This window comes from Kitasatospora sp. NPDC001225 (assembly GCF_053597855.1).
Genome location: NZ_JBSFJC010000002.1, coordinates 101,442 through 127,364, shown reverse-complemented (window position 1 = coordinate 127,364; position 25,923 = coordinate 101,442). Strand labels below are relative to the sequence as shown.

Annotated in this window: 16 protein-coding genes; all 16 read right to left on the bottom strand. The window is 73.7% G+C overall.

The genetic code is table 11. The annotated features are described in order from the left end of the window. Positions 1-16 precede the first annotated feature (16 nt). Positions 17-1,738 carry an ABC transporter substrate-binding protein gene (locus ACWDCZ_RS01265; protein WP_449814903.1) on the bottom strand — a complete coding sequence of 574 codons (1,722 nt, stop codon included), beginning with the start codon at positions 1,736-1,738 and terminating at the stop codon, positions 17-19. Positions 1,739-1,884: 146 nt separating this feature from the next. Continuing rightward, complete coding sequence (locus tag ACWDCZ_RS01260; RefSeq protein WP_310593099.1) at positions 1,885-1,977, bottom strand: Ms4533A family Cys-rich leader peptide; 93 nt, start codon at positions 1,975-1,977, stop codon at positions 1,885-1,887. Between the two features lie 272 nt (positions 1,978-2,249). Beyond that, positions 2,250-3,665, bottom strand: a complete 1,416-nt coding sequence (locus ACWDCZ_RS01255; RefSeq protein WP_449814902.1) for a DUF6519 domain-containing protein — start codon at positions 3,663-3,665, stop codon at positions 2,250-2,252. 56 nt (positions 3,666-3,721) lie between these two features. Beyond that, positions 3,722-5,941 (bottom strand): hypothetical protein, encoded by a 2,220-nt coding sequence (locus ACWDCZ_RS01250; protein ID WP_449814901.1) that lies wholly within the window; start codon positions 5,939-5,941, stop codon positions 3,722-3,724. 25 nt (positions 5,942-5,966) lie between these two features. Next, a complete protein-coding gene (locus ACWDCZ_RS01245) occupies positions 5,967-9,737 on the bottom strand; it encodes a putative baseplate assembly protein (RefSeq protein WP_449814900.1) in 3,771 nt (1,256 codons plus the stop codon). After that, the gene (locus tag ACWDCZ_RS01240) at positions 9,734-13,021 is read right to left on the bottom strand and encodes a putative baseplate assembly protein (RefSeq protein WP_449814899.1); all 3,288 of its coding nucleotides are present in this window, start codon (positions 13,019-13,021) and stop codon (positions 9,734-9,736) included. The genes ACWDCZ_RS01245 and ACWDCZ_RS01240 overlap by 4 nt, the downstream gene beginning before the upstream one ends. Further along, on the bottom strand, positions 13,018-13,407 hold the full coding sequence (locus ACWDCZ_RS01235; RefSeq protein WP_049657840.1) for a GPW/gp25 family protein: 390 nt from the start codon (positions 13,405-13,407) through the stop codon (positions 13,018-13,020). Before ACWDCZ_RS01235 ends, ACWDCZ_RS01240 begins: the two co-directional genes overlap by 4 nt. 44 nt (positions 13,408-13,451) lie before the next feature. After that, positions 13,452-13,784 carry a hypothetical protein gene (locus tag ACWDCZ_RS01230; RefSeq protein ID WP_074006030.1) on the bottom strand — a complete coding sequence of 111 codons (333 nt, stop codon included), beginning with the start codon at positions 13,782-13,784 and terminating at the stop codon, positions 13,452-13,454. A gap of 15 nt (positions 13,785-13,799) precedes the next feature. After that, positions 13,800-14,309, bottom strand: a complete 510-nt coding sequence (locus ACWDCZ_RS01225) for a phage baseplate assembly protein V (RefSeq protein ID WP_049657827.1) — start codon at positions 14,307-14,309, stop codon at positions 13,800-13,802. A gap of 119 nt (positions 14,310-14,428) precedes the next feature. Next, positions 14,429-15,586, bottom strand: coding sequence for a hypothetical protein (locus ACWDCZ_RS01220; RefSeq protein ID WP_074006029.1), 1,158 nt, complete (start codon positions 15,584-15,586; stop codon positions 14,429-14,431). After that, complete coding sequence (locus tag ACWDCZ_RS01215; RefSeq protein ID WP_449814898.1) at positions 15,579-15,941, bottom strand: hypothetical protein; 363 nt, start codon at positions 15,939-15,941, stop codon at positions 15,579-15,581. Before ACWDCZ_RS01215 ends, ACWDCZ_RS01220 begins: the two co-directional genes overlap by 8 nt. Further along, positions 15,938-16,585, bottom strand: coding sequence for a CIS tube protein (locus tag ACWDCZ_RS01210; RefSeq protein WP_375873555.1), 648 nt, complete (start codon positions 16,583-16,585; stop codon positions 15,938-15,940). Before ACWDCZ_RS01210 ends, ACWDCZ_RS01215 begins: the two co-directional genes overlap by 4 nt. Further along, the gene (locus tag ACWDCZ_RS01205) at positions 16,582-17,196 is read right to left on the bottom strand and encodes a hypothetical protein (protein WP_449814897.1); all 615 of its coding nucleotides are present in this window, start codon (positions 17,194-17,196) and stop codon (positions 16,582-16,584) included. Before ACWDCZ_RS01205 ends, ACWDCZ_RS01210 begins: the two co-directional genes overlap by 4 nt. Further along, the gene (locus tag ACWDCZ_RS01200; RefSeq protein WP_449814896.1) at positions 17,193-23,540 is read right to left on the bottom strand and encodes an eCIS core domain-containing protein; all 6,348 of its coding nucleotides are present in this window, start codon (positions 23,538-23,540) and stop codon (positions 17,193-17,195) included. Before ACWDCZ_RS01200 ends, ACWDCZ_RS01205 begins: the two co-directional genes overlap by 4 nt. Continuing rightward, positions 23,537-23,890, bottom strand: a complete 354-nt coding sequence (locus tag ACWDCZ_RS01195) for a hypothetical protein (protein WP_449814895.1) — start codon at positions 23,888-23,890, stop codon at positions 23,537-23,539. The genes ACWDCZ_RS01200 and ACWDCZ_RS01195 overlap by 4 nt, the downstream gene beginning before the upstream one ends. After that, a complete protein-coding gene (locus ACWDCZ_RS01190; RefSeq protein WP_449814894.1) occupies positions 23,881-25,890 on the bottom strand; it encodes an AAA family ATPase in 2,010 nt (669 codons plus the stop codon). Before ACWDCZ_RS01190 ends, ACWDCZ_RS01195 begins: the two co-directional genes overlap by 10 nt. Positions 25,891-25,923 lie beyond the last annotated feature (33 nt).

Below are 25,923 nucleotides of genomic sequence, written 5' to 3'. Positions count from 1 at the left end.
CGTCCGGTCCCGTCCGCTACTTGACCGCGACCTGGGAGATGTCGAGGACGCCGGTCCAGTCGCTGATGACGATGTTGCGGACGTCCTTGCCGGACAGCCGCTTGTAGACGGGGTGGAACAGCGGGACGGTGAGGGCCTGGTCGCCGATCCGCTTGTCCAGGGCGCCCCAGCGCTTGGCGGCCTCGGCGTGGTCGGTGATCTTGTTGATCTGGTCGATCTCGTCGTTCACCGAAGGGTCGTCCAGCTGCGCGGAGTTGAAGTTGTAGCCGTCGGTGACGATCTGCCGGCCGTCGAAGATCGGGGCCAGGAACGGGCCGCCGGACGGCCAGTCGGCGCCCCAGCCGGAGAGGAAGAGGCCGGGCTCGGTGCCGACGGTGTGGATCGTCTTGGAGTACCGGGTGGAGTCCAGGGCCTCCAGCTGGACGGTGATCCCGGCGGCCTTCAGGCCGTCCTGGACGGCGGCGGCCAGGTCCGGGCCGTAGCCCTTGCCGGTGGCGCTGGAGTGGGTGAGCGTGATGGTCAGGCCGTCCGGGTAGCCGGCCTCCTTCAGCAGCTCCCTGGCCTTCGCCGGGTTGCCGGTGGCACCGGCCGGGAACGGGTCGTACGGCGTGTGGCCGAAGGTCTCCTGGGCGGGCAGGTAGGTGGTGGCGGCCTCGGCGAGCGAGGAGCCGCCGGCCGCGTTGACGACCGAGGTGCGGTTGATCGCGTAGGCGACGGCCTGCCGGACCTTGGGGTCGTCGAAGGGCTTGACCTTCGGGTTGAACGCCAGGTAGTTGACGTAGCCGAAGTGGCCGGTGCCGACGCGCGCGGCGAGCGACTTGTCGTCCTTCACCTGGGCGAGCTCGGAGGGGCCGAGGTTGGTGTCGGTGGTGACGGCGGCCGCGTCGGCGCCGGTGCCGGCGGAGAGCCGCTGGTTGATCACCGCCGGGTCGAGCCCGGACTGCACGTCGATGGTGTCCGGGTACGCCTTGCGCTGGTCGTCCGTCGCCGCCGACCAGTTGGGGTTGCGCTTGAGGACGAGGTGGGCGCCGTCGTTCTCGTTCTTGACGACCTGGTAGGGGCCGGAGGAGACGGGGTGCTCCTGGTACTTCGTCCCGGTGTCCTTGGCCTTCGGGACGGGGGCGAACTGCGTTTGGGTGGCGAGGTACGGGAAGTCGCCCTCGGGCTTGTTGAGGCGGAAGACGATGGTCTTCTCGTCCGGCGTCTCGATGGCGTCCAGACCGCGCGTGTCCTTGTACGGGCCCTGGTAGTCCGCGGCGCCGACCAGCCAGTCCCTCAGGAACGGTGCGCCGCCCGAGAGTTCGGGGGCGAATGACCTTTCGATGCCGTACTTGATATCGGCCGTGGTGATCGGCGAACCGTCCTCGAACGTCAGGCCGTCCTTGAGGTGGTACGTCCACACCGTCGCGCCCTCCGACGGGGTGCCGGTGTCGGTGGCGAGGTCCGGGACGACCTTGGTGCCGGCCGCGCCGTCGGCCCGGTTGCGGGTGGTGAGGGTGCGGAAGACCAGGGAGGGGACGTTGCCGCCGCCGGAGGTGTAGAGCCGCGCGGGGTCGAACTGGTCCTGCGGGTTCTGGTTGAGGACGGTGAGGGTGCCGCCCTGCTGCGGCGCGGCGTCCTTGCCGGAGCCTCCACCGCCGTCGGCCTTCGGTCCGCACGCCGCCAGCCCGACGACCAGTGCGACGGTGACGGTCGCCGTGGCGAGGCGGCGAGGGGTGAAGGTGGTGGTTCGAGACATCGGAAAGGGGGCCTTTCGCTACCGATGGTGTACGGAGGAAGGCGGGCGACAGTGAGGCCTGGGGAAAGTGAGCGGCACCGCGCCCGCAGCAGGGGGCGACGCCCCGACGCGGCGATCACCGCTAAACGCGTCGGGACAGGGCGGATTCAGCGACAGAGATTGTCGGAAACGCAGTGCGCGGCCACGCCGATCAGCGCCAGCTCGATGGCGGCGCACGTGATCGGGTGACGGTCAGACATGCCGAGAAGAATGTATGACGATAAGGAGGATGTCAAAAAGCCCGACCACCATTCGGACAACACGTGAACACCGCGAACACCGGGGGCACCGGGAACACCGCGAACACCGCGAACACCGGGAATGTCCGCGACGTATCGGTGGGATGACCGATGTGCGCGGGTGGGGGGCGTGGCCGGTTCCCATTTCGCCGTCGATGCCCCCACCCGGGCCCGTTGCCGTCGGCTCGAGGACGCCGACGGCCCTGCTGCGCCCGCCGTCGCGCCCCGGCCGATCAGATCTCGGAGTGGGCGGTGGCCGTCAGCGGGGCGAAGGTCTGGCGGAGGTCGACGACGGTGGTCGGGCCCTTCACCCAGGCGAGCGGGGCGTGGTGCACCCGCACCCCGGCCGGCTCCTGGAGCAGCGCCTCGCCGGCCGCGTTCCGCGGCCACTCCACCGACCCGGTGGCGGTGCGGGCGGGGACCAGCCAGTAGTCCCCGCGGGTGTAGGCGCCGCCGGGCCGGAAGTACACCTGGACGCCGTCCTCCAGGTCGAGCCAGGCGCCCTCCGCGAGCTGCAGGGCGCCGCCGGCCAGGGGCAGGGCGTCCCGGCCGCGGGCCTCCCGGTGGTCCCAACGGCGCAGGAACGGGTGGAGCTCGGCCAGCCGCCCGACCCCCGGGACCGGCTCGGCGGACAGCCGCACCCGGCGGCCCGGCAGGTCGATCTCCTCCACCTGGAGCAGGTTCGCCGCCTCGTCCCGGCTGACGTACGCGCTGTCCGCGACCTCGACCCGGTCGCCCACCGAGAGGCCGAGCTTGTCGTCGTCGCCCAGCGTGTCCAGGGCGACCCAGACGCCCTCGACCGAGGCGATCGGGAGGACGACCGAGCCGTTCTCCCGGGACCACTTGAAGGTGGCGCCGCCCTCGGCCGAACCGCCGTGGTGGACCTCCACCCGGTACAGCTGGTTCTCCGGGCCCCGGTAGCCGGCCTCGGGGTGCGCCAGGCACGGGTCCTCGCCGGCCCGCTCCGGCCGCCGGGCCCGCGCGGCCAGCCAGGAGGAGGGCCGCTCGCGGGGCTCGGCCCAGGCGTCGAAGGCCTCCAGCACCCGGGACGGACCGCCGTCCGGCACGTTCAACTCCGAGGCGGGAAGGGCCAGTACCTGCCAGACGACCTTGGCCCGGGCCGCGGTGTCGGGCATCGCCGCGCCGAGCGCGACCTCGCGGATCTCCGGGTCCTCCACGGCGGTGACACTGCGCTCCCAGACCTTCAGGTAGACCAGGAACGGGAACGCGTCGGGCAGCCGGTCGCCGGGGCGCTCCTGGTCCCGGTAGGCGTCCGGCTGGTCCCAGTACGTCCAGCCGGCGGGCGCCTCCCGGGTCTCGGCGCCCCAGACGCCGTCGTCGGGCACGGCGGTGCCGGGCCCGGGCCGGTCGGCCTCGCACAGGACGCCGTCCACGTAGTACCGGCCGCCGCCGATGGCGAGGTCGTCCAGGTCGTGGTTGCCCGGCAGGTAGCCGATCGCGAACCCGGCCGCGCCGGCGGGCCCGCCGCGCCGGCCGATCAGGTCGGTGGCGAGCGTGCGCAGCTGGTGGCGCTCGATCGCGGCCTGCTCGTTGGCGTCGGCGTCGAGCTGGACCCGGCCCTGCTGGGTCAGCACCGCGGAGTAGTGCCTGCCGGGCCGGAAGGTCAGGCGCGAGAAGTCTGCGTGCACGGGGTCCCTCTCACAGTCAACGGTCTTCAGTCGGTTGGGAGTCGGTCAGGGGTCGGTCAGGTGGCGAAGAAGAGGCCGGCGTCGGTGCCGGCCGGGGTGTACTCGGCCAGCCGCGCCCGCAGGTTGTCCTCGCGCTGGGGCTGGAACAGGTCGTGGAAGGCGCCCAGTTCGGAGCGGTCCTCGGCGCCGCGGGTGATCTCCGGCGCGCAACCGGCGGCCGGCCGGCCGTAGCCGGGCGTGCCGTACCGGAGGCTGGTGAAGAGCGGGCGCACCCGCTGCGCCTCGGTCTCGCGCAGCCGCTCGGCCCGCGCCGGGTCCAGCTCGCCGCGCTCGACCAGCTCGGTCACGGCCGAGCGCACCCGGTCGGGCTGGCACTCGTACCGGCGGGGGGTGCGCGAGCCCGGGGGCACGTAGCAGAACCGCAGGCAGCCGAGCGAGCGGCGGGCCACCCGCATCCGGCCGGTGAAGACGCTGTCCTCGGCGATCCGCACCGCGTGGGTGTGCACCTCGCCGACCACCGTGGAGCGGTGCGCGTGCAGCACCGCGTAGGCGTGCTCGCAGTCGGGCCCGGAGAGCGCCGGGCGGTCCGGCCCGGTGGCGTCCAGGATGCTGTCGGCCAGGTGGATCTCCAGCGGGTCGTCGTCCACCTCGTCGCCGACGACCTGGATCGTGCCCAGGATGCTGCGCTCGATCCGGACGCAGGCCGTGGTGTGGTCCAGCACCAGGCTGGGCTCCTGCGGCGCGTGCGGTTCGCAGTGCGGCTCCAGGGACCAGCCCGGCACCAGGGTGCAGTGCCGCAGCGTGACGGAGGCGAGCGGCCCGGTGACGTTGACCCCGCGACCGGTGACCAGCAGGCCGTCCAGGACGAGCCGCCCGCCCGCGCAGGTGCCCCGGACGTTGAGCGCGTCCGGGCGGTTGCTGTACCAGTCGAGCAGCCGGATCACCGGCCGGGTGCCCTCGGCGGCGCGCAGTTCGAGCCGGTCGTCGGCCTCCAGGTCGAAGTCCAACTGCTCCTGGTAGGCACCGCTGTGGGTGATCTCGATGACGGCGGAGCCGCCCGCGGTGCCGTCCCGCTGGTCGGCGCGCCACTGCTCGTACGCGTCGTTGATCCGCTCGAACGGCCGGCCGGGGCCGACCTGGTAGAGCGTCCGGTGCCGGGCCTCCGGGCGGTCGCGCGGGTACTCGCCGCCGCCGGTGTCGTCGCCGAACGCGTAGTGGTAGTCGACCCAGACGCCGCGGCGCGGGGCGGAGCGGGCGCCGAAGGCGATCCGGCCGAGCAGCGGGTCGACGGCGACCTGGCCGCGCTTGGGCCGGTACGTCCAGTCGGTCAGGTCGGCCACCACGATCTCGGCGGGCGGGACGGGCTCCGGGGAGCCGTCGCGCCAGATGGCGAAGCTCTTGCCGGGCCCGTAGTAGTCGGCCGTGCGCTCGGCCAGCTGCCGGCGCCGGATCGGGGCCGGCACGGTGTCGGCCGTCGCGGGGTGCGCGCCGGCCGGCCCCGGCTCGGGCCGGGTGACCAGCGGGGCGTCGTTGCCGAGGACGGAGAAGGTGAAGAGGTTCCTGGCCCGGTCGACGCAGTAGGCCGGCGCCCGGGTCACCGGGTACGGCTTCAGCCGCCACACGGACAGGGCGACGCCGGCCGGGGTGTAGCCGCCCTGGCGGCGCGGGGAGGCGGCCCGGCGGACGTCGACGGTGTGCGCCTGGCCGTCGAAGGGCCCGCCGAGCAGGTCCAGCGCCGCGCCGCGCCGGACGTCGACCAGCCGGCCCCGGCCCAGCCGCTGCCGGTCGGCCGGCTCCTCGTCCGGGCGCAGCAGCCGCACCGGCTGGGTGCCGGCGAGCAGCCGGGAGAGCTCCACGGCGCGGGCCGGCCAGTCGGCGACCGAGGCGGACAGCTCCTCCAGCAGGGCGAGGGTGCCCTTGCGGCGGCGGTTGGCGACCGTGTTCGCGACGTCCTGGCGGGGCGCCAGCCGGGCGGCGAGCCGGTCGCGGGCCGCGATCCGCTCGGCGGAGGCCTCGCCGTGCAGGCCGGTGGCGAGCACCTCCTCGTAGCCGGGCAGGATCCGGTAGCCGACCAGGTCGCCGAGGTACGCGACGGCCCAGTCGGCGGCGGTCTCCACGAACCAGTCCTGGTAGCCCTGGTCGACGCCGCCGCGGACGACGTCCACCTGTTCGGCGATGACGGCCAGCAGGGCGCGCAGCGGCTCGCCCGCGTCGGCGTCCCGCAGCCGGTGCCACTGGGGCAGCAGCTCCAGCAGCCCGTCCGGGTCCCTGGTCATGCCCACCTCCGATGGATGCGCTGGTTCATCCGCGGATCTCCTTGAGGATCAACGTGTCGGGCAGGTCCGGTGCCAGTACGGCGAGTTGGGCCGGTCGGATGCCGCGGAACACCGTCACCACGCGGCCGGCCGGCAGCGGGCGGGTGTCGGTGACGGCCGGGTTGAGGCGCAGCAGTTCCGCGAGCGGGACGCCGTTGCGGGCGGCGATGTCGGTGAGCGTCTCGCCGGCGGGGTCCCGCACCCGGTAGCGCTGCTCCTCGTAGCGGGCGAGCCGGGCCGGGACCGTCGGCTGCGGCCGCGCGAGCTGGGCAGCGAGGTTCTCCAGGCCGTCCGGGGTGAGGCTGCCGGGCACGCCGGTGAAGGCGTCGACGTCCACCCGGTCCACGCCGGGGACGGCCTGGGCGGCGGCGAGCACCTCGGACAGGTGGGCGGGCTGGCCGAGTTGGCGTCCGGCGTAGCCGAGCCGGTCGAGCAGGGCGCGGCGCACGGCCGGTTCGACGAGGTCCCAGGAGTGGTCCGGGGCGACCTTGACGCCCGCGGCGACGACCAGCAGGACGAGTTCGCGCACGGCGACCCGGACGGGCAGCCGCGGGTCGCCGTAGGCGGTGAGCGAGGACCGCAGGGTGCGGAGCAGGTCGGAGTCGGCGGCGAGCGGGATGTCGTCCACCCCGGCGACCGTGACGTGGACGAGCTCGCGCCGGCCGTCCGAGAGCCGGGTGGCGCTGGCGCGCCCGATGCCGGCCCGGGCGCGGGTGAAGTCCTCGTAGTCGGGCACCGAGACCAGCCGGTCCAGGGCGGTGACGGCGAGCGGGATGGTGCGCCTGGCCAGGCCCGGTCCGTCCGGTCCGGCGCCGCCGGTGGCGGGCAGCGGGTTGACGACGGCGGAGACGCCGAGCGGGCGGGTGGTGAGCTGGGTGATCCGGCCGGCGCCGACGTTGCCGCTCTCGCCGATGCCGATCCGGTAGCGGGCGCGGACGTTCTCCCGGCCGGTGGCCAGGCGCGAGCCGTGCACGCCGTCGCCGAAGGTGACGGTGGTGCGGCCGTCGGCGGCGGTCGCGGTGACGTAGACCCGTTCGTCCGGGCCGCGTCCGGTGAGGCTGTCGACCTCGTTCCAGAGCACCCCGTCGACCCGGACCTCCAGGGTGCTGCGCGCGCCCCCGGGGGTGTCGGCGGCCAGCCAGGTGAGCGGCGACTGCCAGAGGGTGAAGCGCTGGCCGGGGACGCCCGCGTCGCCGCTGCCGATCGCCTCGTCGCGGGTGGCGCCCTGGGTGGCGCGGACGACGTTGCCGAGGACCTGGACGGTGTCTCGCCGGTAGCGGAAGGCGAGCGGGGCGCTGAGCGTGACGGTGGTGCGGACGGTGTCCCCGGGCAGGAGCGGGTCGACGCCCTGCTCGACGCCGGCGATCATGGCCAGTTCGGTGCCGCGGACGCCGGTGGTGTGCGGGAGGTCGGTCCGCTCGCCGCTGACCGCGATCCACCGGCCGGGGGTCAACCCGTCGTAGAGCCGGGCGAGTTCGATCCGGTCGCCGCGGACGTCCTCGGTGACGGGCTCGTCGGCGAGCCGCAGCGCCTCGCCGCGGGCGTAGACGGTGGCGTCCCGCAGGTGCGAGAGCTGGGTGTCCTGGTCGTCCAACCAGGGCTGCTGGAGGGAGAGTTCGGTCACCTTGCCGGTGATGCCGAAGTCGGCGCGGGAGACCACGCGCACGTCGGTGACCCGGGTGATGACCTCGGCGAGGTCGCGGCTGCCCGGGATGCCGCCGTCGAGGCCCTTGCGGGGGCGCTGGATCACCACCCAACTGCCGGGCGCGATCTGGTCGTACACGGCGTCGAGGGTGAGCACCGTGCCGGAGACCGGCTGCAGCTTGGTGGTGAGGGCCACCTCGACGGCCGGCGCCGACTGGTCGGTGCCGGCGTAGCGGTGCACCCGGACGTTCAGCTCGCCGGACTCGCCGGTCCGCTCCTGGCCCGGGTCGAGCTGGTAGTCGAGCGCGGGGCCGGGCCCGCCCTCGACCTTCACGTGGACGCGGCCGTCGGCCTGGGGGCGGGACACGAAGACCGTGCGCTCCGGCAGTTCGGCCAGCAGCTGGGCGCTGACGCCGGGCTCCGGGGCGGGCGCGGGTACGGCGGTCCCCAGCGCCGGCGGCGGCGGTACGGGCGGTGCCGTCGGCTCGGTGGTGACGATCTTGACCTGGCCGGGCCCGAACGGGAAGGTGTGGTCCCACGGCAGCGAGAAGCCGCTGTGCACCAGGCTGCCCGCCTCGACGTACGTGAAGTCGGCGGTCTTCGGGACGGTGCCGGCGTCGTCGAAGGCGATCCGGACGCTGACCAGCGTGCTGCCGGAGAGCGGCCAGTCCACGTAGCGGTCGATCCGGCCGTCGGTGCCGTAGACGGGCTTGAGCGGCGCGGTGGCGCCGAACGGGGTGGCGACCACCCGCATCGCCTGGATCTCGTGCACGGCCAGCGGCGCCGTCAGGTCGACCTGCCGCCAGGCGGGGTAGAGGCCGTCGCGCAGCCGGGGGTCGAGCGCGGACAGCAGCTGCGCGCCGAGGTCCGAGCCGGGCGCGAACAGGCGCTGCGGGTCGCGGGCGAGGTCCCGCGCGCTGAGCGGGGGCCGGGTGGGGGCGGTGCGCAGCGCGGCCAGCAGCGAGCCGAGTCCGCGGACGGCCGGGTCGGCGGTGCCGGGGCCGGGGGGCCCTGGCTTGTCGGGGGCCTGCGGCGGCTCCAGCTGGTGGGCGCGGTCCCGCAGGCCGGTCAGTTCCTCGCCGAGGTGCCCGAACCAGTCGGCCACCGGCTGCTGGGCGTGGGCCAGTTCGGCGGCCTCGGCGGCCCGGTCGACCACCGGGGCGAGCCGGTCGGCGAACTCGGCCGGGGTGCCCAGCGGGCCGGCCGGCCGGTCGAGGTCGGCGCGCAGCGGGGTGAGCACCTGCTCGTCGAAGTCCCGGACGATCCGGCTGTGCCCGGGCCTCGGGTTCGGGGCGGACTCGGAGACGGTGATCCAGTCGGCGAGTTCGGCGCGCAGGTCCTTGAGGGTGCGCAGGTCCCGGGGCAGCCCGATCACCGTGACGTCGTTGTCGCGGTCGAGCCGCACCTCGGGCACCAGCCGCAGCATCCGGTGGACCGGGTCGGCGGCCTTGTCGGCGCTGAAGACGAACAGCAGCCGGTCCCCGGGCCGCAGGTTGTTCGCGGTGCCGGCGGCGAAGAGCTCGGCGCGTCCGCCCGGGTTCAGCTGGCCGGGCGTCAGCTGGTACGGGCGGCGGCGCAGCACGGCCAGTTCGTTCCAGGCCGAGCGGGCGGGGAGGTCCTCGGCGGTCTCGAAGGACTGCGGGTCCTCGCCGGGGCCGGGGACGCTCTGGCTGCGGGCGCCGCGCGGGATCACCACGGTCGGGTCCTCGGCCGCCCGCGGGTCGTGGTCGAGGGAGTAGGCGAGGTAGGTGTCGGCGGCCACGCCGGGCCGGGGCCGGTGCCCGACCAGCCGGCCGAGCAGGGCGAGCGAGTCCTCCTCGGTGGCGGTGCGCAGGTAGCCCTCGTTGGCGATCCGCTCCGAGTAGAAGGTGAGCAGGTCGGCGAGCACGGCCCAGGCGTCCAGCAGCGCGATCGCCGGGTCGTCCGGGGTGCGGACGGTCAGGTCGCGCAGCGCCGGGTAGGCGGGGCCGGACAGCCGGGCGAGCAGGCTGTCGAGGAACTCCCCGTAGCGGCCGACCCGGTAGCCGACGGCGTCCAGTCCGGGCGGGTTGAACACCGGGACCGGGGTCGCGGTGGCGGTGCCCGCGCAGCCGCAGGTGCACTGGCCGCTCATCGGCCACCTCCGAGGACGATCGAGAGCCGGCCGTTCTCCGGCCGGTCGGGGTCGTTGTCGCACGCGGCGATCTCCAGCGCGCCGAGCCGCAGCAGCCCGTCGTCCAGCTCGCCGTCGTCCCGTCCGAACTGCCGCCGCAGCCTGGTCACTTCGGCGCTGACGACGCCCGGCACGGCGGCCGCCGCGGCCACCAGCCTGGAGACCCGCACCGGTTCGCCGAAGCCCAGCGCGTCCGGGTGGAAGAAGCCGAGCCGGCCGTCCGGCAGGGCGCGGTTGCCCAGCACCCGGCGCAACTCGGCCAGGACGTGGCCGCGTTGGTAGCCGGCGGCGGCGCAGACCCGCAGTTCGAGGTCGATCGGCACCAGCAGGGCGGGCCGGACGACCAGGTCGTGGCCGATCCGGCGGTACGCCTCCAGACCGTGCCCGACCGCCTCCAGCAGGGCCGGGCCGGCCACGGCCTGCCCGAACGGCTCGACGGCGACGTGCACCTCCTGCACGCTGCCCGTCCAGCGGAGCGCGGCCGCGGCCCGCCGGACGCCCGGCAGGGCGGCGGCCAGCTCCGCGTAGTCGGCGGCCGTGACGGCGCGCAGCCGGGTGCGGCCCAGGGCCAGCGGGGCGAGCCGGCGGACCTGGTCGACCGGTTCGGGCTCGACCCCGCCGGTCGCGGGCAGCGGGTTGCGGACCAGCCGCACCGCGTCCTGCGGCCGGGCGGCGGCGCCGCGCCGGTTCGCCTGGGGCGGCCGGTCCCGGCAGACCACCAGGTGGTTGACGGCCTCCGCGCCCACGTTCCCGGCCGTGCCGTTGCCGATCCGGTACGCGACCTCCAGCGTGCCGCCGGGTGCGGGCGGCAGGCCGTGGCGGCCGTCGCCGAAGCGCAGCGCGAGGCGCCCGTCGTCCTCCAGCTCGCCCACGAAGTGCCGGTCCCGGCGGCCGTCGGCGAGCAGGTCCCGGCGCGGCGTCCACTCCTGGCCCGCCGAGGCGGCCCGGACCTCGGGCAGGGCGGCGCGCGGGTCCTGGAGGGCGATCCCGGCCGCGGGGCCGGCCAGCGCGGGGGAGTCGGGGTCGAGCCCGGCGGCGTACCGGGCGCCCCAACTCTGGGCCACCTCCCAGACGGTGGGCCGCCCGAGCACCCCGCCGGAGCGGGCGCGCGCGGTGAGCACCTCCAGGCGGCGCAGCTTGGCGGCGAGCAGGCGGGTGCGGCGGGCCAGCAGCTCGCGCAGCCCGGCGGCGGGCCGCTCCGCGAGCCGCAGCTCCTGCACCACCCGGGCGCCGAACAGCACGGTCAGTTCGGCGAGTTCGGCCCGGGAGAGGTGGTGGCCGTCGCACGCCCGGTGCCACAGCTCCTCCAGTCGCAGCCGGACCCGCTCCGGAAGGCCGGCGAGCAGGGCGGCCTGCCCGGCGCAGACGTGCGCCCGGTCGGGGTAGGCGACCGCCTGGGTGACCGGCGCGTAGCGCAGCAGCGGGCGGAAGGGCTGCGGCAGCACCGGGTAGCGGCTCTGGTCGAGCAGGGTCTCCAGCGCCGCCGCCTGGGCGTCGGCCGTGGGCGGCTCCACCACCGCGCCCTCGCCGTCCTCGCCCTCCGCGGTCGCGCCGGGCGCGAGCAGCACACTCAGCCCGGCCCGCCGCACCGCCGCCTCGCCGAGCAGCGCGTCCAGGGCGCGGACCTGCTCCGGGCCGAGCTGGCGGCCGTCGCGGGCCTGGTCGAGCAGTTCCCGGATCGCCTCCGCCGCCGGGCTGCCCTCGGCGCGGTCCTCGCAACCGCATCCGCCCGGCCCGCAGGGCGCCGTACGGACCGGCTCCGGCGGCACCGGGAAGGCCTCCGGGGCGCCGCCGCAGAAGGTGAGCGAACGGCCGTGGTCGACCAGGGCGACGTTGCCGCGGGCGACGCTCACATCGGCGATCGGGCCGCAGTCGCTGCCGCCGTGGGAGGACAGGCAGACCGGGAAGGCGAGCGCGTCCTCCGGCGCCCAGGTGACCTCCAGCACGGGCTGGTCGTACAGCTCGTCGACCAGCGGGGTGACGGAGGTGAGCCGGACGGCCTGGCGGTGCGCGGGGTCGGCGTCGGCGGGCGCGCCGGTGCGCGGGCCGAGGACCTCCTCGATGACCAGCAGGTCGCCGGGGCGCAGCGCCAGGTGGCGGGTGCGGAGCTCGGGCTTGTCGGTGCCGGGCCGGTCGCCGGGCGGGGCGGTGTCCTCGCGCGGGGCCGCCCCGGGCCGGTCGTCGCGCGGGCAGGGGTCGGCGTCGGGCCGGTCGTCGCGAAGGGTGGCGGAGGTCGCGCCCCGGGGCAGGACGCAGTCCTGGTCGCCCCAGGTCCAGAACCGGATGGTGTTGTGCGCGGGGTGCAGCACCAGGTCCGCCCCGCCGAGCGGCTCGAACACCTCCACGGCGGCGGTGCGGGTGAGCACGTCCAGGTCCTCGTCCGGGATCACCGTGGACAGCTCCGGACGCTCCTGCGGGCCCAGCCGGCCGACGTCGACGGCGGCGAACCGGAAGGTGCCGGACCGCAGGGTGACGGAACGGTCCACCTCCAGCGCGACGAACGCCCGGGCGTTGCAGCCGTCGTGCACCGCGTAGTCGACCAGCCGGACGTGCCGGCGCACCGACACCCGGCGGCGGGCCGTGTCGAGGTACGCCTCGGTGGCCACCGCGTCCTGCTGGTAGGAGAGCTGGTCGGCGGTGTAGGCGAGCAGTTCGACCAGGGTGACGCCGAGGTCGGGCAGGTGCCGCTCGGTCCAGCCGGGGACGGTCAGGCTCATCCGGTCCAGCACGAGCCGGCGCAGGCTCTCGTAGTCGCGCGCGGTGTAGTCGATCACCGGGGCCGGCCGGACGGCGGGCGGACAGCCCTCGTCGGTGCGGCAGTCGTACGGGGACGGGCAGTCGGCGCCGAAGGAGAACCCGGTGTGCGCGTACCGCGGGTCGAAGCCCGGGAACGGGCGGGTGCCCGGCCGGCCGTACGCGTCCGCCAGGACCACGCTCAGCCGGTAGCGGGAGGTGTCGCCCGCCCGGTCGAGGGTGACGAGCATCCGGTCGTCCAGCTCCGGGTCGTCCGCGCGCTCGATGTCGACCGCGAGGGCGCGCAGACCGGTGATCCGGCGGCCGCCGTCGACCCGGATGTTCTCCGGGCCCAGCTCGTCCGGCGCCCGGCCGAGGAAGGTCACCGTCAGCGTGCGCCCGTCGTCGCTCGGCTCGGCGCCGTCCAGGCCCAGCAGCCGCGCCGCGCGCACGTCGGCCCGGCGAAGTTCCGTGCCGCACTGAGAGGTCGGGAATTCCGCCTGGCCGGTCATGCCGCCACCCCGCCCTCGAACACGTCCTGCCGCCGGGTGCCCGTCCGGCGGACGACGTACGCCAGCTCGACCCGCACCACGTTGTCCTCGCTCTCCACGTCGAGCGCGACGACCTCGATCACATCGCCGAGCCACCGCTGCAGCGCCGCCTGGACGGACAGCTGCAAAGTGGCCGCCAGCTCCGGGCTGTTCGGCGCGAAGACCAGGTCGAGCAGCCCGCAGCCGAAGTCCGGGTGCATGACCCGCTCACCGGGGCTGGTGAACAGCAACTGCTCGATCAGGTCGCGCACATGGTCGTCGTACGCCGCCCCGGCGGTGCGCCCTCGGCTGTCGATCCGGAACGGGAAGGCGAGGTCCGTCCGCGCGGGCCCTGGCGTTGGTGCCATCAACTCGGTGCCGCTGACGGACTGTTGGGTGGATCGCGTGGTGCTCATACCCCCTCCGCCCGCTGTTGGACGACGGTGACGACCGGCGGCCCCTGCGGGATCTGCTCGGCGCTCTGGCACAGCCCGGTGGCGGACTGCGGCAGCGCGGGCGAGCCGTTGACCCGGATCCGGGCGGACGGCAGCACCCAGCGGATCGTGACGCAGGGCTGCGGCTTCCCGGCCACGGTGAACGGGCAGCCGGTCACGGTGTACAGGTCGGCCGTGCTGGTGACGGCCTGCCCGGCGACCAGCACCCGGCCCTGGGCGGGCACCGCCGTCGCCTGGGCGCCGTGCGGGCAGATCACCGTCGCATTGACGTGCAGTAGTTTTCCGGACAAGACAATCTCCCCCCGTCAGGTCACGCTCAGGGCGTCCTGGTTGATGGTCACGGTGGCGCCGACCAGCGCGATCGAGGCGCCCTGGCCGTTGCTGATCCGGATGCCCGAGTCGTTGATCACGATCGAGGCCCCGCTCGGGATGCGCAGCGTGATCCCCGTGGTCGGGTCGTCGGACAGCACGATCACCCGCCGCCCCGAGGTCTCCAGCACCATGTTCGGGACGCCCGGCGGCCCCGTCGTCGCCTCCACCGGGACCTCCGAGGCGGAGCCGTACCAGCAGCCCGTCCAGATCGGGTAGCTCTGGTCGCCCTGCTCGAACTCCAGCCACACGCCCGCCCCGACCGGCGGCACGGCGTAGTGCCCCATGCCCGGGCCGGCCACCGGGAAGCACGGCATCGCCCAGGTCGACACGGCGTCGCCCAGGACGTCGGGCACCTGGGCCTGGATGCGGCCGATCCCGAGCGGGTCGGTGTTGGTCACCACCGTTCCCCGGTACTTGCCGAGGTAGCGGGTCGGTTCGGCCATGCTGGCAACTCCTGCTGGTCGGGGCGGCCTTGCGGGACTTCGACGCTCTGCGGTGCTGCGGTGCTTTGGTGCTGCGGTGCTGCGGTGCTTTGGCGGTGCGGTGCTGCGGGACTTCGGTGTCACGGGACGACGGTCGGCTGGAGGGCGATCAGGCCCTCGCGGGCCAGGGTGAAGTTCTGGGTGTACGAGCCGCGCTTGAGGTTGTGGGTGACGCTCTTGACGAAGTACAGGCCGTCATAGGTGATCCCGGCCCCTCGGACGCCGACCAGTTCGCGCGGCCGCAGCACGTGCCCGTACCGGACGACGTCGAGCTGGCCCGAGCCGGAGACGGCGTCCGCCGACTGCATCGCCTTCGCGATCGTCTCGGCGACGGCCTGCGAGGTGTCCTTCTTGGCGGTGTCGGCGATGACCTTCTTCTTCAGCGCCGGCGCCGGCCTGAGCGCGAGCGGCGGCCGCAGGATGCTGACCTCCGGCACCGGCAGGATCGTCGACACCTTGGTCGCCGGCAGCTGGATGCGCGCCTCCGGCTCCTCGCGGGCGGTGCCGTCGAAGGCGAAGGTGAGCTGGTCGACGTTGGACAGCGCGTCCATGTTCACGTTCAGCGCGTGCTGCGGGACGCCCAGCCGCACCTCCGGCCCCCAGTAGGCGCGGCTCATCCCCGGGACCGGCCCGGGGTCCAGGTAGAACACGTAACCGTTCGCCTTCGCCAGCTCGTTGACGTAGCCGAGGTCGGTGCCCTTCTGGAAGTCGATCCGCCGGGTCGGCATCGGCGTCTGCGGCACCAGCTCCGGGACGACCAGCGGCACCATGCCGTACTGCCCGTACTTGCCGATGATCGCGGCGACCCGGGCCGCCGGGGACATCGCGGGGAAGGGCACACCGGCCTGCTCCTCCAGGTCCATCAGCACCGTCAGGTCCTCACCGGTGACGGTCAGCGTGGACTGGCCGGGCTGGTTGCTGATCCCGACCTCCTGGCGGATGATCACCCCGTCCATCAGCACGGCCGGCGTCCCCGTGACCACCGCCATCAGCACGACCCTGATCTTCGGGTCGAAGAAACCGCCCGGCAGCAGCGCGGTGTTGATCAGCCCGTTCTTCGACAGGTCGAAGGCCAACTGGAACCCGCTGCGCTGCCCCGACGCCACCGTCACCTGCGCCGACAGCAGCGCGTCGGTCACCGGCTGCGGCACCGGCACCGGAATCTGCGGCCCCATCAACAGGCTCAGGTGGATCGACCCGATCGCCCCGCCCCCCGTGACCGCCGAGGCGTCAACCATTCCCCACCCCCGGCCCCGCTCCCGGCACCGCGCCGGGCAGCGCGATCGTGATCCGCCGCCCCGGCGTCACGGTCAACTCCCGTGGATCGAGCACCGGGTTGGCGTCGGCGATCCGCCACCACTGGTCGGCGCTGCCGAGGTAGCGGTAGGCGAGCAGATCGGGACGGTCGCCTGCACTGACGGTGTGCTCGGCGAGCGGGGTCAGCCCCTCCGCACTCGGCAGCAACCGCCGCCGCAGGTACGGGACCTGGCGCCCGTCCGGCTCCGTGTGCAACGCGACCGGGACGCCGTGGTACCGGCTGGTCAGCGGATACGGCGAAGGCGCCGGCAGCGCGTTCAGCGGGTCGACGGTCACTGGAACCCCCCTCCCACCCCGAGCGCGCCCAACCGGCCGTCGGCCGCGGCACCGCCCAGCCGCTCCTTCTGCGCCAGGTGCGCGAGGTACAGCTCCGCCCCGCGGTGCCCGGTCGGCAGATCACTGACGGTCAGGACACGCAGCCCGATCGCGACAGCGGCCCTGATCGGGTTCAGATCGATGTCGAACGCCTCCTCGGTGATGGTCAGTTCGGTCAGCCGCACCGGCAGGATCCGCTTCCCACCCCAGGTGAAGAGCGTCAGCGGCGCCTCGATCGGCGTCACCTCCAAGGTCCCGAGCGAGGCCAACGCCTGGTTCGCCCGCACCTGGTCACTGGTCGGCTGCACCAGCAGCTCGAGCGTCGCCAACTGCGGATGAATCCCGTTCGGTGCCGGAAGGTCCAGCTGGTCGGTCGCGTCCAACTCCGCCGTGAACTTCCAGGTCTCGACAGCCGGCCCCTTCAACCGCAACGCCTCCGTCCGGTCCCCACTGCCATCGGCCCCCGCCACCTGCGGCGCCAACGAGCGCTCCAGACTGTCCGGATTGAACTGCAGCACCACGACCCGCTGCGGAGTGCCGCGCAGCGGATCGACGACGACCAGCCCGGCCCTGATCGGCTTCGGCGCATCCGTGTATCCCGTCACGAATCCTCCAGGCCGAATCGATCGAATGCGTCGAGAACACCCGCCGCGAATTCCTTGATGAAAGTGTTGGGATCGCTTTCTGCTAGCTGTCGAACAGCCTTCCGGAAAATTGGCCATTCAGAATACGAAACCGCCCACAGTGCCCCTTCGCGGACCACGTCGTCGGCGGACCGCAAGGAGCTCGAGATCCGCTGGACCAGACGCTCGTCCGGTTCGAGCGGTGCACCGAGACCTGCACGGGCCACTGCCACGGCCTCGTCGTCCGTCCCACGCGCCGAATCCAGCTCCGCGATCAGTTCGTCGACTGTGACGACCTCGGGATGAACCTCGAAGACTGCCACTGCCATGCCGGCGGTCTCAGGACCGAGGCGACTCGTCACCATGGCGAAGGAACTGCGGATCGTGTCCTCCTCGATGTAGGTGACAGTCAATCCGGGGAGGATCTCCCAGGTGGCCTGCAAAGGGGTGCCGCGCTCGGCATCCGCCGGCCGGTACGCCACCTGGTCCCACGAGGGCCATTCTGTGATCAGCTCCATGACCGGCAGCGAATTCTGTTTCCGGAAGATGTAGCGCCGAGACCGGTGACCGCCGGGTCGCTTGATCACGTTCATTTCACGAGTCCTTTGTCAGGATTCCACCAGGGCAGTTCCTGCTGCAAGCGCCGCACGATGCTCTCATAAATTTTCCGGCGCGTCGCCTCGGCATTCCCCTGAGATTCTTCGAGATCGATTTCTCCGAATGTGGAGACCCATCGTCGTATGAGTTCTATCTCGCGATCGGCCAAGTTGTTCGCATCCTGCTGCCGCTGAAGCTGCTGGAGGGAGTTGAACTCCGTCGTGCCGTGTTCCTTCCGGTACGTTGCCCGGGCGCTCTTGAGCTGTTCCCGGGCGCTCGATTCTGCGTCCGGGTCCTCGGCCTTCCTTGCCTTGTAGAGTGCAATCCCGGCTTGATCCAGCGGCTTCTTGGCATTGTTCGCCTCCTCCTCTCTTTTTCGCCAGGCTTGATTTTCCCGCAAGTTGCCCTGCAGGAACTCGGGAGGTGCTCCCTGGCTCGTCAGTTTATTGATTCTCCTTGCTATTGACGAGTCCAGTGCGCCCGGCTTCCTTTTCAGTTCCTTCTTCAATGCGGTGGCCGCACTCGACGAGCCCTCCGGCACCATGTTGTGCATATTGACCACTTCCCGGAAAAGGCGGTCCCGCTTCTCTTTGTCCGGCTCCTGTGCGACCAGCTTGTAGAAATCCGAGTGGAGAACGGAAAGAACGCTCGTGCCGGGATTCCTCCTCCCCTCGATATCGTGAGCGAGGAATCCGAACAGTGCAACCTCCCCCGGGTCGGCCCCGAAGTCCTCGGCGCGTGAGCTCTGGAACGTCGAAAGAGCTCGCGCGGTCTCCCGGGACTTTCCGCTGGCTATGACCCTCTCCACGGAATCGGCATAGCGCCCGCTATCGTCCGTCGTGCCGTTCTCGTTCATCTTGGTCAGGAAGTGGCGTCCCTGATCACTCGGGAGACCGCTCAGCTTTCGGTGCTCGACCCGTCCGCCGCCATCCCCCTCAAACCTGATGATATTTTGTTGGAAGGGCCGACCCAAACTCTCGGTCAGGGAATCGCTCACCTGCATCATGTGCTCGTTTTCGCCAATCGTGAGCTCGCCCTCGGTGTTCGTTTTGGCGGTACGCCCGGCCTTCACTTGACCGCGTATGTCCTGCTCGACGGCGCGAATAAATACCAGAACAGGCTCGGGGTCCAGGGAGACCCCGTTCAGCACCAGTTTCTGCGGGTTGATCCTGGCGATGTCGGCAAAAGATCCGGTGCCGCTCGAAGCCAGTTCGGTCAGGCGGTACCACACCCGTAGGCTGGCCAGCACCGCCTTGTGCACCCGGTGGCCGACGCCCCGGCCCAGCAAGCGCTGAAGCCTCGGCTTGATCCTGGCGACGATCAGGTCGAGGCGTTGCTGCTTCGCCTGGGGCGAGTTCTCGTGGGCGCGGCGTTGGGCGCGTTGCTGCTGGCGCTTTTGGTGCCAGGTGCGGAGGCGGTCGCGTTGCTTGCGGTAGGCGTCGCGGATCCTGTGGGCGCCGTTGGTGAGGGCGCGGCCCAGCTTGCTGTTGAGGACCTTGCGGCCGAGGGTGCGGGCGGCCGTCCGTACCCGGTTGAGGGCGGCCTTGACGGTCTGGCGGGAGGAGTTGAGGGCGCGGCCGACGGGGGAGGTGGGGCGGCGCGGGGTGGTGGGCTTGGGGCGGGTGGCGGTCGGGCGGTGCTGGGCGGGGCGCTCCGCGTGCTGCACGGTGTGCCGGGCGGGCCGGGCGGGACGGCCGGGGCCGGGTCGGCGCCGCAGGGACTGGGTGGCCCGGCGCAGGCTCGCGCGGGCCTTGTTGACGGCCCGGCCCGCCGCCTTGCGGGCACCGCGACCCGCCCTGGCCAGGCCCTTGAGGATCCGCTGGGCGATCCCCTTGAGCTTGGTGCCGACCGCCTTGCCGGCCCCTTTGAGCTTGCTGAGCAGGAAGTTGGAGATGAAGTCGAGCAGCGCGACCACGCCCGCCGCGACGGCGTCGGCGAAGAGGCAGGCGGCCGATCCGGATTTGACGGCCTTGAGGAAGGCGACGAACTTCCCGATCGCCGCGATGATCTTGCTGATGGTGTTCCAGGCCGCCATCAGCCCCTGGATGATCGTCATGATCGCACCGGCCGCCGGCACGATCATCGAGACCAGTTTCTCGACGACGATCGACACGATCATCCCGGGCAGCGCCGCGACGATCGCCTGCCAGGCCATCCGTCCGATCTGGGCCATCGAGATGCAGCCCTTGACCAGGACGTTGACGATCGTGGACGTCAGCCCGACGACCGACTCGACCTTCTCGTTGAACCAGGTCCGTACCGCGCTCTTGATCGCGCCCCACAGGTAGTGCTGGATGCCGTCGACCGCGGCGGTGCCGAGCTTCTTCAGCCAGCCGCCCGGGTCGGGGGCGATGTCGCCGATCAGGGCCGCGAACTCGCCGAAGACGGCGATCGCCTTCTGGACGAAGTCGATCGCGTCCATGACGGCCTTGCGGACCGCCTCGATGGCGGCCTTGAGTCCTGCCTCCAGCGCGTCCAGCAGTGCGTTCAGCCCGGCGGCGAGTGCGTCGAGGAGCTTGTTGACGGCGTTCTTGAGCCGGTCCGCCCACTCGTTGACCTTGGCGATGGCCTTGTCGCGCCATTCCTCGATCTTCTTGCGGAACTTGTCCCGCAGTTCGGGGAAGGCCGCCAGCAGGACGTCGCAGATCTTGATGAGCGCGTCCGCGAGCTTGTCGATCAGCTCGACGGCGAACTTCCGGGCCTGGTCGATCGCCCAGTTCGCGAACTTCCGGAAGCCGTCGATGATGTCGTTGATCAGGCCGCGGAAGAAGTCGAAGACCTTGGTGACGGCCTCGACCAGCGCGTCGAAGGCCGCCTTGACCTTGGACTTGACCCAGCCCCACCAGCCTTCGGACTCCTCCTTCTTGCGGTCCTTCTCCTTCTGGGCCTTCTCCTCGGCCTCCTTCCGCTTGTCCTGGATCTTCTGGTTGTCCTGCTGCTGACGGTCCTGGACGTCCTTGTCGGCCCCGGCGCGCTTCTTGTCGATCTGGCCGGTCTTGTCGGTGTGTTCGGCACCGGCGTCCTGGTCCGCGGTGGTGATCTTCCCGTCCTGCTCGGTGCGCCACTGCTCGCGTTCGGCCTTGACCTTCTCGGCGGCGTCGCCCCGTTCCCCGGCCTGGGCCTGGGCGTTGTCGGCGACCGCCTGGTCGACCTCGGCCTGGTTCTGCCGCCGGGCGTCGGCCTCGCCCTGCTTCTGCTTGGCCTGTTCGGAGCCCAGCCGGCCCTGGCCCTCGCCGACCGCGGCCTGGATCTGCGGGCCGCGTTCCTGCTGGGTGACGATGCCGATGCCCGGCTTGGTGTCGACGGCGCCGCCTGCCCTGGCACCCCCGCGCTTGCCGCCGCCGGGGACGGAGGCGGTGAGGGTCTCCTTCGGGACGTCCGGGTAGATCCGGTCCTCGCCCATCGGCTTGGCGGTGTCCTCCCGGCCGACGCCGAGGATCCTGCCGGAGCTCTCCTTGAGCTTCGCGGCCTGCCGGTCGGTGCGTGCCGGGTCGCTCTCCCCGGTCAGTTCGACCTTGGGGGCGGCGCCGACGGTGGTGTTCAGGGCCGGGTCGGTCGAGGGGACGCCGTCGACGGCGACCTGGGCCTGCTGCACCTCCTGCGCCGAGACCTGGTTGCCCGCGTCGTCGGCGACATTGGGCGGGGCGACCCGGTCGCCGGGGTTCCGGCCCTCGACCTTCTTCTGGTCGGCCGTCTGCTGCCCGCCGTCCGCGCCTTCCGGGCCGACCCGCTCCAGCCGCTCCGTCACGGCTTCGGCGGGCGGTGCGGCCTCGGGTGCGCCGGACTGGGTCTGCGGTGCGCCGGAGGGCCGCTGGGTGGTCGGCGGGGCGGCCTGCAGCCGGGCGTGCTGCTCGCCGACCGTACGGCCCACCGAGCCGTCAACGCCGTCCAGGGTGGTGGCCAGCTGATCGGGCGGCAGGCTCGCGGCGGTGGCCAGCGCGCTCTGCGGGTCCTGGCCGGAGACGTCGGGCGCGGCCGGTTTCTGCTGCTGCTCCTGCCCGCCCTGGGCGCCCCCGGCGGCGGCCGCGCCTCCGCCCCCGGCCGCACAGCCGCCGCCGGCGCCGCCGGTGCCGTCCTGCTCCGCCTCGGTGGTGGGCTGCTGGGGGCCCGCGCAGGCGCCGCCGCCCGCCTCCAGCGAGGCGTCGGGGGCGGCCTGGGCGGTGAGTCCGCCGGGCGCGTCGGCCTGCTCGGCGGCCGGGCCGGGGGCGGCGTCCAGGGCGGTGTCGGGGGTGGCACCGGGCGCTGCCCCGGGAGCGCTGTCGAGGACGGCGCCGTCCCCGCCGACCGGCCCGCTGCCGCCGACCGGCCCCGGCGCCACGGGGGCGGTACGGTCCGGGCCGCTCGGCTCGGGCGAGGCAGCCGCTTCGGGGGCCGCCTCGGGTGCGGGTTCGGCCTCGCGCGCCGCCTCGGCGGGGGCTTCGGGCTGCGGCGCCTCCGGCTGCGTGGGCTCGGCAGGGGCCGGCGCCGGGGCCGCGGCCGGGTTCGCGGTGGGTTCGGGGCCGATCTCCTGCTCGACCGGCTGCTCCGGCTGGAGGTCGCGGGCGCTCCGGTCCTCGGCCTCGGTGGCGGGGGTCGGCTCGGGGGCGGGCTGCGGTGCCGCCCCGGGCTCCGCCTGCTCGGGCGGAGCCGGGGCCGCCTCCGCGTCGTCCTCCGGCCGGCTGTCCCGCTCGGCCTGCACCTGCTCGGCCTTGGTCGCGGGCGGCTCGGGGAACGCGGGCGCCTCGGCCTGCGCGGGGGGCGTGCCGTCCGCCGACAGGGTGAGCTGATCGGCTGTAGGGACGGCCGACACGTCGAGGTCGGCGGAGGGCAGGAAGTCCCCGGGCTTGAGCTCGGGCCCGGGGACGGCCGACGACTGCCGGTCCTCGCTCGCGGCGGGCGCGTCGTGGACCTCGGATTCGGCGCCGGGCTCCATGCCCAACGGCCGTTCCTCGTCTGTGACTTCGCCGCGCTGGTGGTCGCCCTCCAGCAGCCCGTGCCGGGCCAGCGGGCTGTCCTCGGCCCGCGCGATCGCGTCCAGGCGCTCGGGCTTGACCGGCGCGGTCTGCGGCAGAAGCCCGGCGGCGGGCTCCTGCGGCTTCGTACCGGCCGAGGGCCGGGTGCCGATGCCCTGCTGCTCGGCCTCGGGCGAGCCGGGTACGGTGGCGGCGACCGGCTGGGCGGCGCCCTCCTCGGCCGGTACGGGCGCCTGTTCCGGGCCTGCCGCGGGTGCCTCCTCGACAGTCGACGGCTGCGCCTCCGTGGGGAGTTGGGCCTGACCGGTCTCCGGCTGTGCGGCGGGCTGTGCGGCCGGTTCGGTCTGAGCGGCCTCGCCCTCCGCGGGTGGCGCCTGCTGCCCGTCCTGCTGGTCCGGGCGTTCCTCGTCGCCGTCCTTGTCGTCCCTGCCCTCCTTGCCGCCGTGGCCCTTGCGGTGCTTCCGGTGCTTGCGGCGAGCCCTCGGGTCGGCCGACTGCCTTGCCTCGTCGTCGAGTTGTTGTTGCCGGTCCCGCTCCTCGCGGTCCTCCTGGTCGGTCCGGTCGCGGTCGTCGGTGGTCCGGTCGGCGGCATCGGTCACCGGCTCGGGGGTCTGGGCGGCGTCCACGTCGGCCGGGCGGTGCTCGGCGGCCTCGACCAGTTCCAGCACCCGGGTGTAGTCGGAGGAGGGCAGCAGGACTGCCAGCCGGTCCAGTACAGAGGACTGCAACTCGGGCGCGAATCTGGCGAGTTGGAGGCGCACCCGGCCGGAGGAGTCGGTCGGGTCGCCGCGCAGCGAGCGCAGGATGCCGGACGCCAGCCGGTCGACCAGGGTGGCCGGGTCGAGCCGTTCGGTGCGGAAGCGGTCGGCGTCGACGGTCGCGTAGCGGAGCCAGCCCGGTGTGGCGCTGGGCGTCGCCGTCGTCGGCCGGTCCCCGATCGCGCCCTGCTCCGCCTCGCGTTCGACGGCGTCCTGCGGCAGGCTCACCGCGCCCAGGTCGCGGCCGGCCCGCAGCGCGCCGAGCGGGTTCGGGGCCTGGATGGTGTGCAGCAGCTCGTGGGTGAGCAGCCGGCGGCCGTCCTCGGCGGCCGGCCGGTACTTGCCCTCGCGGAAGAAGAGGTCCGGGCCGACCGCGACGGCGTCCGCGCCGATCAGCTCCGTCAGCGCGGCGGAGTCCCGGTCGGTGTGCACCCGGACCCGGCTGAGGTCGTGGCCGAGCCGCGCCTCCAACTCCCGGCGCACGCCCGGGTCGAGCGGTTGGCCGGCGCCGGAGACGATCTCCTTCGGCTCGGGGGTGCGGGCCTTCGGGGCCCGGGTCTTGCGCCGGGCCTGGCCGCCCTGCTTGGCGTCCTGCGCGGAGTCCCGTGCGGGGGCCTTGAGTTGGGTCATGTCCGCCCCCGTTCCACGTGCCGCCCGGTACCCGAGCGCTGACCACCACCCGACAGCCCGGCGTGCACGGCGCGGGCGAGCGCCTCGCCGAGCCGCTGCGGTGAGGCGCCCGCCGGCAGCGGCGGCAGGCCGGAGAGCAGGTCCAGCGCGCGGTCGCCGCCCGCCGCGAGCGGTACGCCGCGCGTCTCGACCAGGCGGGCCAGCTCGCCGCGGAACGCCGTCGTCAGCCGCTCGTGGTCGATCCGGTCGAAGCCGTCGAGGACCAGCTCGCCGATCTCGACCTCGATCCGCCCGGCGCCCGCGTGCCCGGGGGCGCCCGGCCCGCCTCCGTCCCGCGCGTTCACACCCATCCGCCGACCTCCGAGGGTGACAGCGAGCGCTCCAGCTTCAGGTACTCGGTGCGCGCGGCGGCCAGCATGTGCCGCATCTGCACCGGGCAGCCCTCGTCGGCGGCCAGGAAGGCCGCGGACAGCGCGATGTTGCGGATCGAGCCGCCGGCCACGGTCAGTTGGGCGAGCCGCTCGGGGTCGAGGCCCTCGCTGGGGGTCCGCAGGGGGATGACCCGCCGCCAGATCTCGGCGCGTTCCGGCACCCCGGGGAACGGGAAGTCGACCACGAACCTGATCCGCCGCATGAACGCCGGGTCCAGCGCCTTCTTCATGTTGGTGGTGAGCACGGCCAGGCCCCGGTAGGCCTCCATGCGCATCAGCAGGTAGCTGACCTCCAGGTTGGCGTAGCGGTCGTGGCTGTCCTTGATCTCGCTGCGCTTGCCGAACAGCGCGTCGGCCTCGTCGAACAGCAGCAGCGCGCCGCCGCGTTCGGCGGCGTCGAAGACCCGCCGGAGGTTCTTCTCGGTCTCGCCGATGTACTTGCTGACGACCTGGGAGAGGTCGATGACGAACAGGTCCACCCCGAGCCGCCCGGCGACGACCTCGGCCGCCAGCGTCTTTCCGGTGCCCGATCCGCCGGCGAACAGCGCGGTCACCCCCAGGCCGCGCCGCAGCACCGCTTCGAAGCCCCACTCCTGGTAGACCGTGCCGCGCCGGCGGACGTGGGCGACGATCTCGCGCAGCGTCGCGCGCTGGCGCTCCTCCAGGACCAGGTCCTCCCAGTCGGCGCGCGGCTCGACCCGCCGGCCCAGCTCGTCCAGGGACATCCGGGCCTCCACCAGCCCGGCGTGCCAGGCCAGTTCGCCGACGTCCTGGTCCTTCTCGGCCGCCCGCCGGGCCGTTGCGGCGGCCGACCGGATCACATGGCCGGGCAGGGAGAACTGCGCGGCCAGCGCTCGGAGTTCGTCCTCGGCGATGCCCGGCGCGCCGTCCAGCGCCTCGGTCCAGATGCCCAGCTGCTCCTCGGGGCCGAGCGTGGGCACCGTCAGCCGGGCGCGGTCGGAGGCCCCGGCCGGCCGCGGCTCGTCGCCGGACACCACCAGCGGCACCGCCAGGCTGGCGAGGAAGGCCTCCGCGCCGTTCGGGGACCGCGGCTGCTCCCGGATCGGCTCCCCGTCCTCGACCAGCAGCGCGGCCGGGATCAGGATCGCCTCCCGCTGCCACAGCCGGGCGAGCTGCTCGCGCTCGGCGGGCTCGGTGGGCAGGTCTTCGCGGTGCGCGACGTAGAGGCCGAGACCGGAGCGGTGGGCGGCCGCCGAGGCGATCTCCCAGCGGGTGCGGCGGTCGGCGCCGCTCAGCTCGGCGTGCGGCGGGCCGGTCAGCCCGGCCGCGGACCACCCCTGGGCCAGCTCGGCCGCGCACCGCTCGTGGGGTTCGGGCAGTTCGCCGGGCGGTCCGACCCGGGTGAGCAGGCCGTGCAGCCGTACGTCCAGGTAGGGCACGCCGACCAGGAAGTGCAGCACCCGCTCGTCGATCCGCAGCCGGGAGGCGGTGAGCGCCGTCTCGTCGTCCAGCTCGACCAGCCGGAAGCGGCGCAGCGGGCCCACCGGGGTGAGCGCGCTCCAGTGCGGCCGGTCCAGGGCGGCGAGGGCGAGCGAGAAGGTCGGGTACCCGCGCCCGGGGTCGCCGCCGGCCGCGGCGCACCGGGCGGCGGCGGTGGGGTCGATCTCGGGGGCGGCGGCCAGTACGAGGACGTCCCGCTCGAAGGGGGTGAGCCCGAAGGAGGCGGCGAGCGCGTCCAGGGCGGTGGCGGGCTGCCGACGCCCGGTGCGGCGGGTGCCGGGGGCGGGCGGCTCGGCGGTACGGGTCGTCTCCGGGGTCGACGGCGGGGCCGGCTCGGCGGTACGGCCGGCCGCGTGCGCGTCGACCCGCGCGAGCACGGCGGCGATCGCGGCCGACAGCGACTGCCGGTGCGACTCGTCCGCCAGGCCTTCGCGGTCCTGCCTGCGGCGCGTTGCCATCTCTCCCCCCGTCCCGTCCGTTGTGTCGGTGCG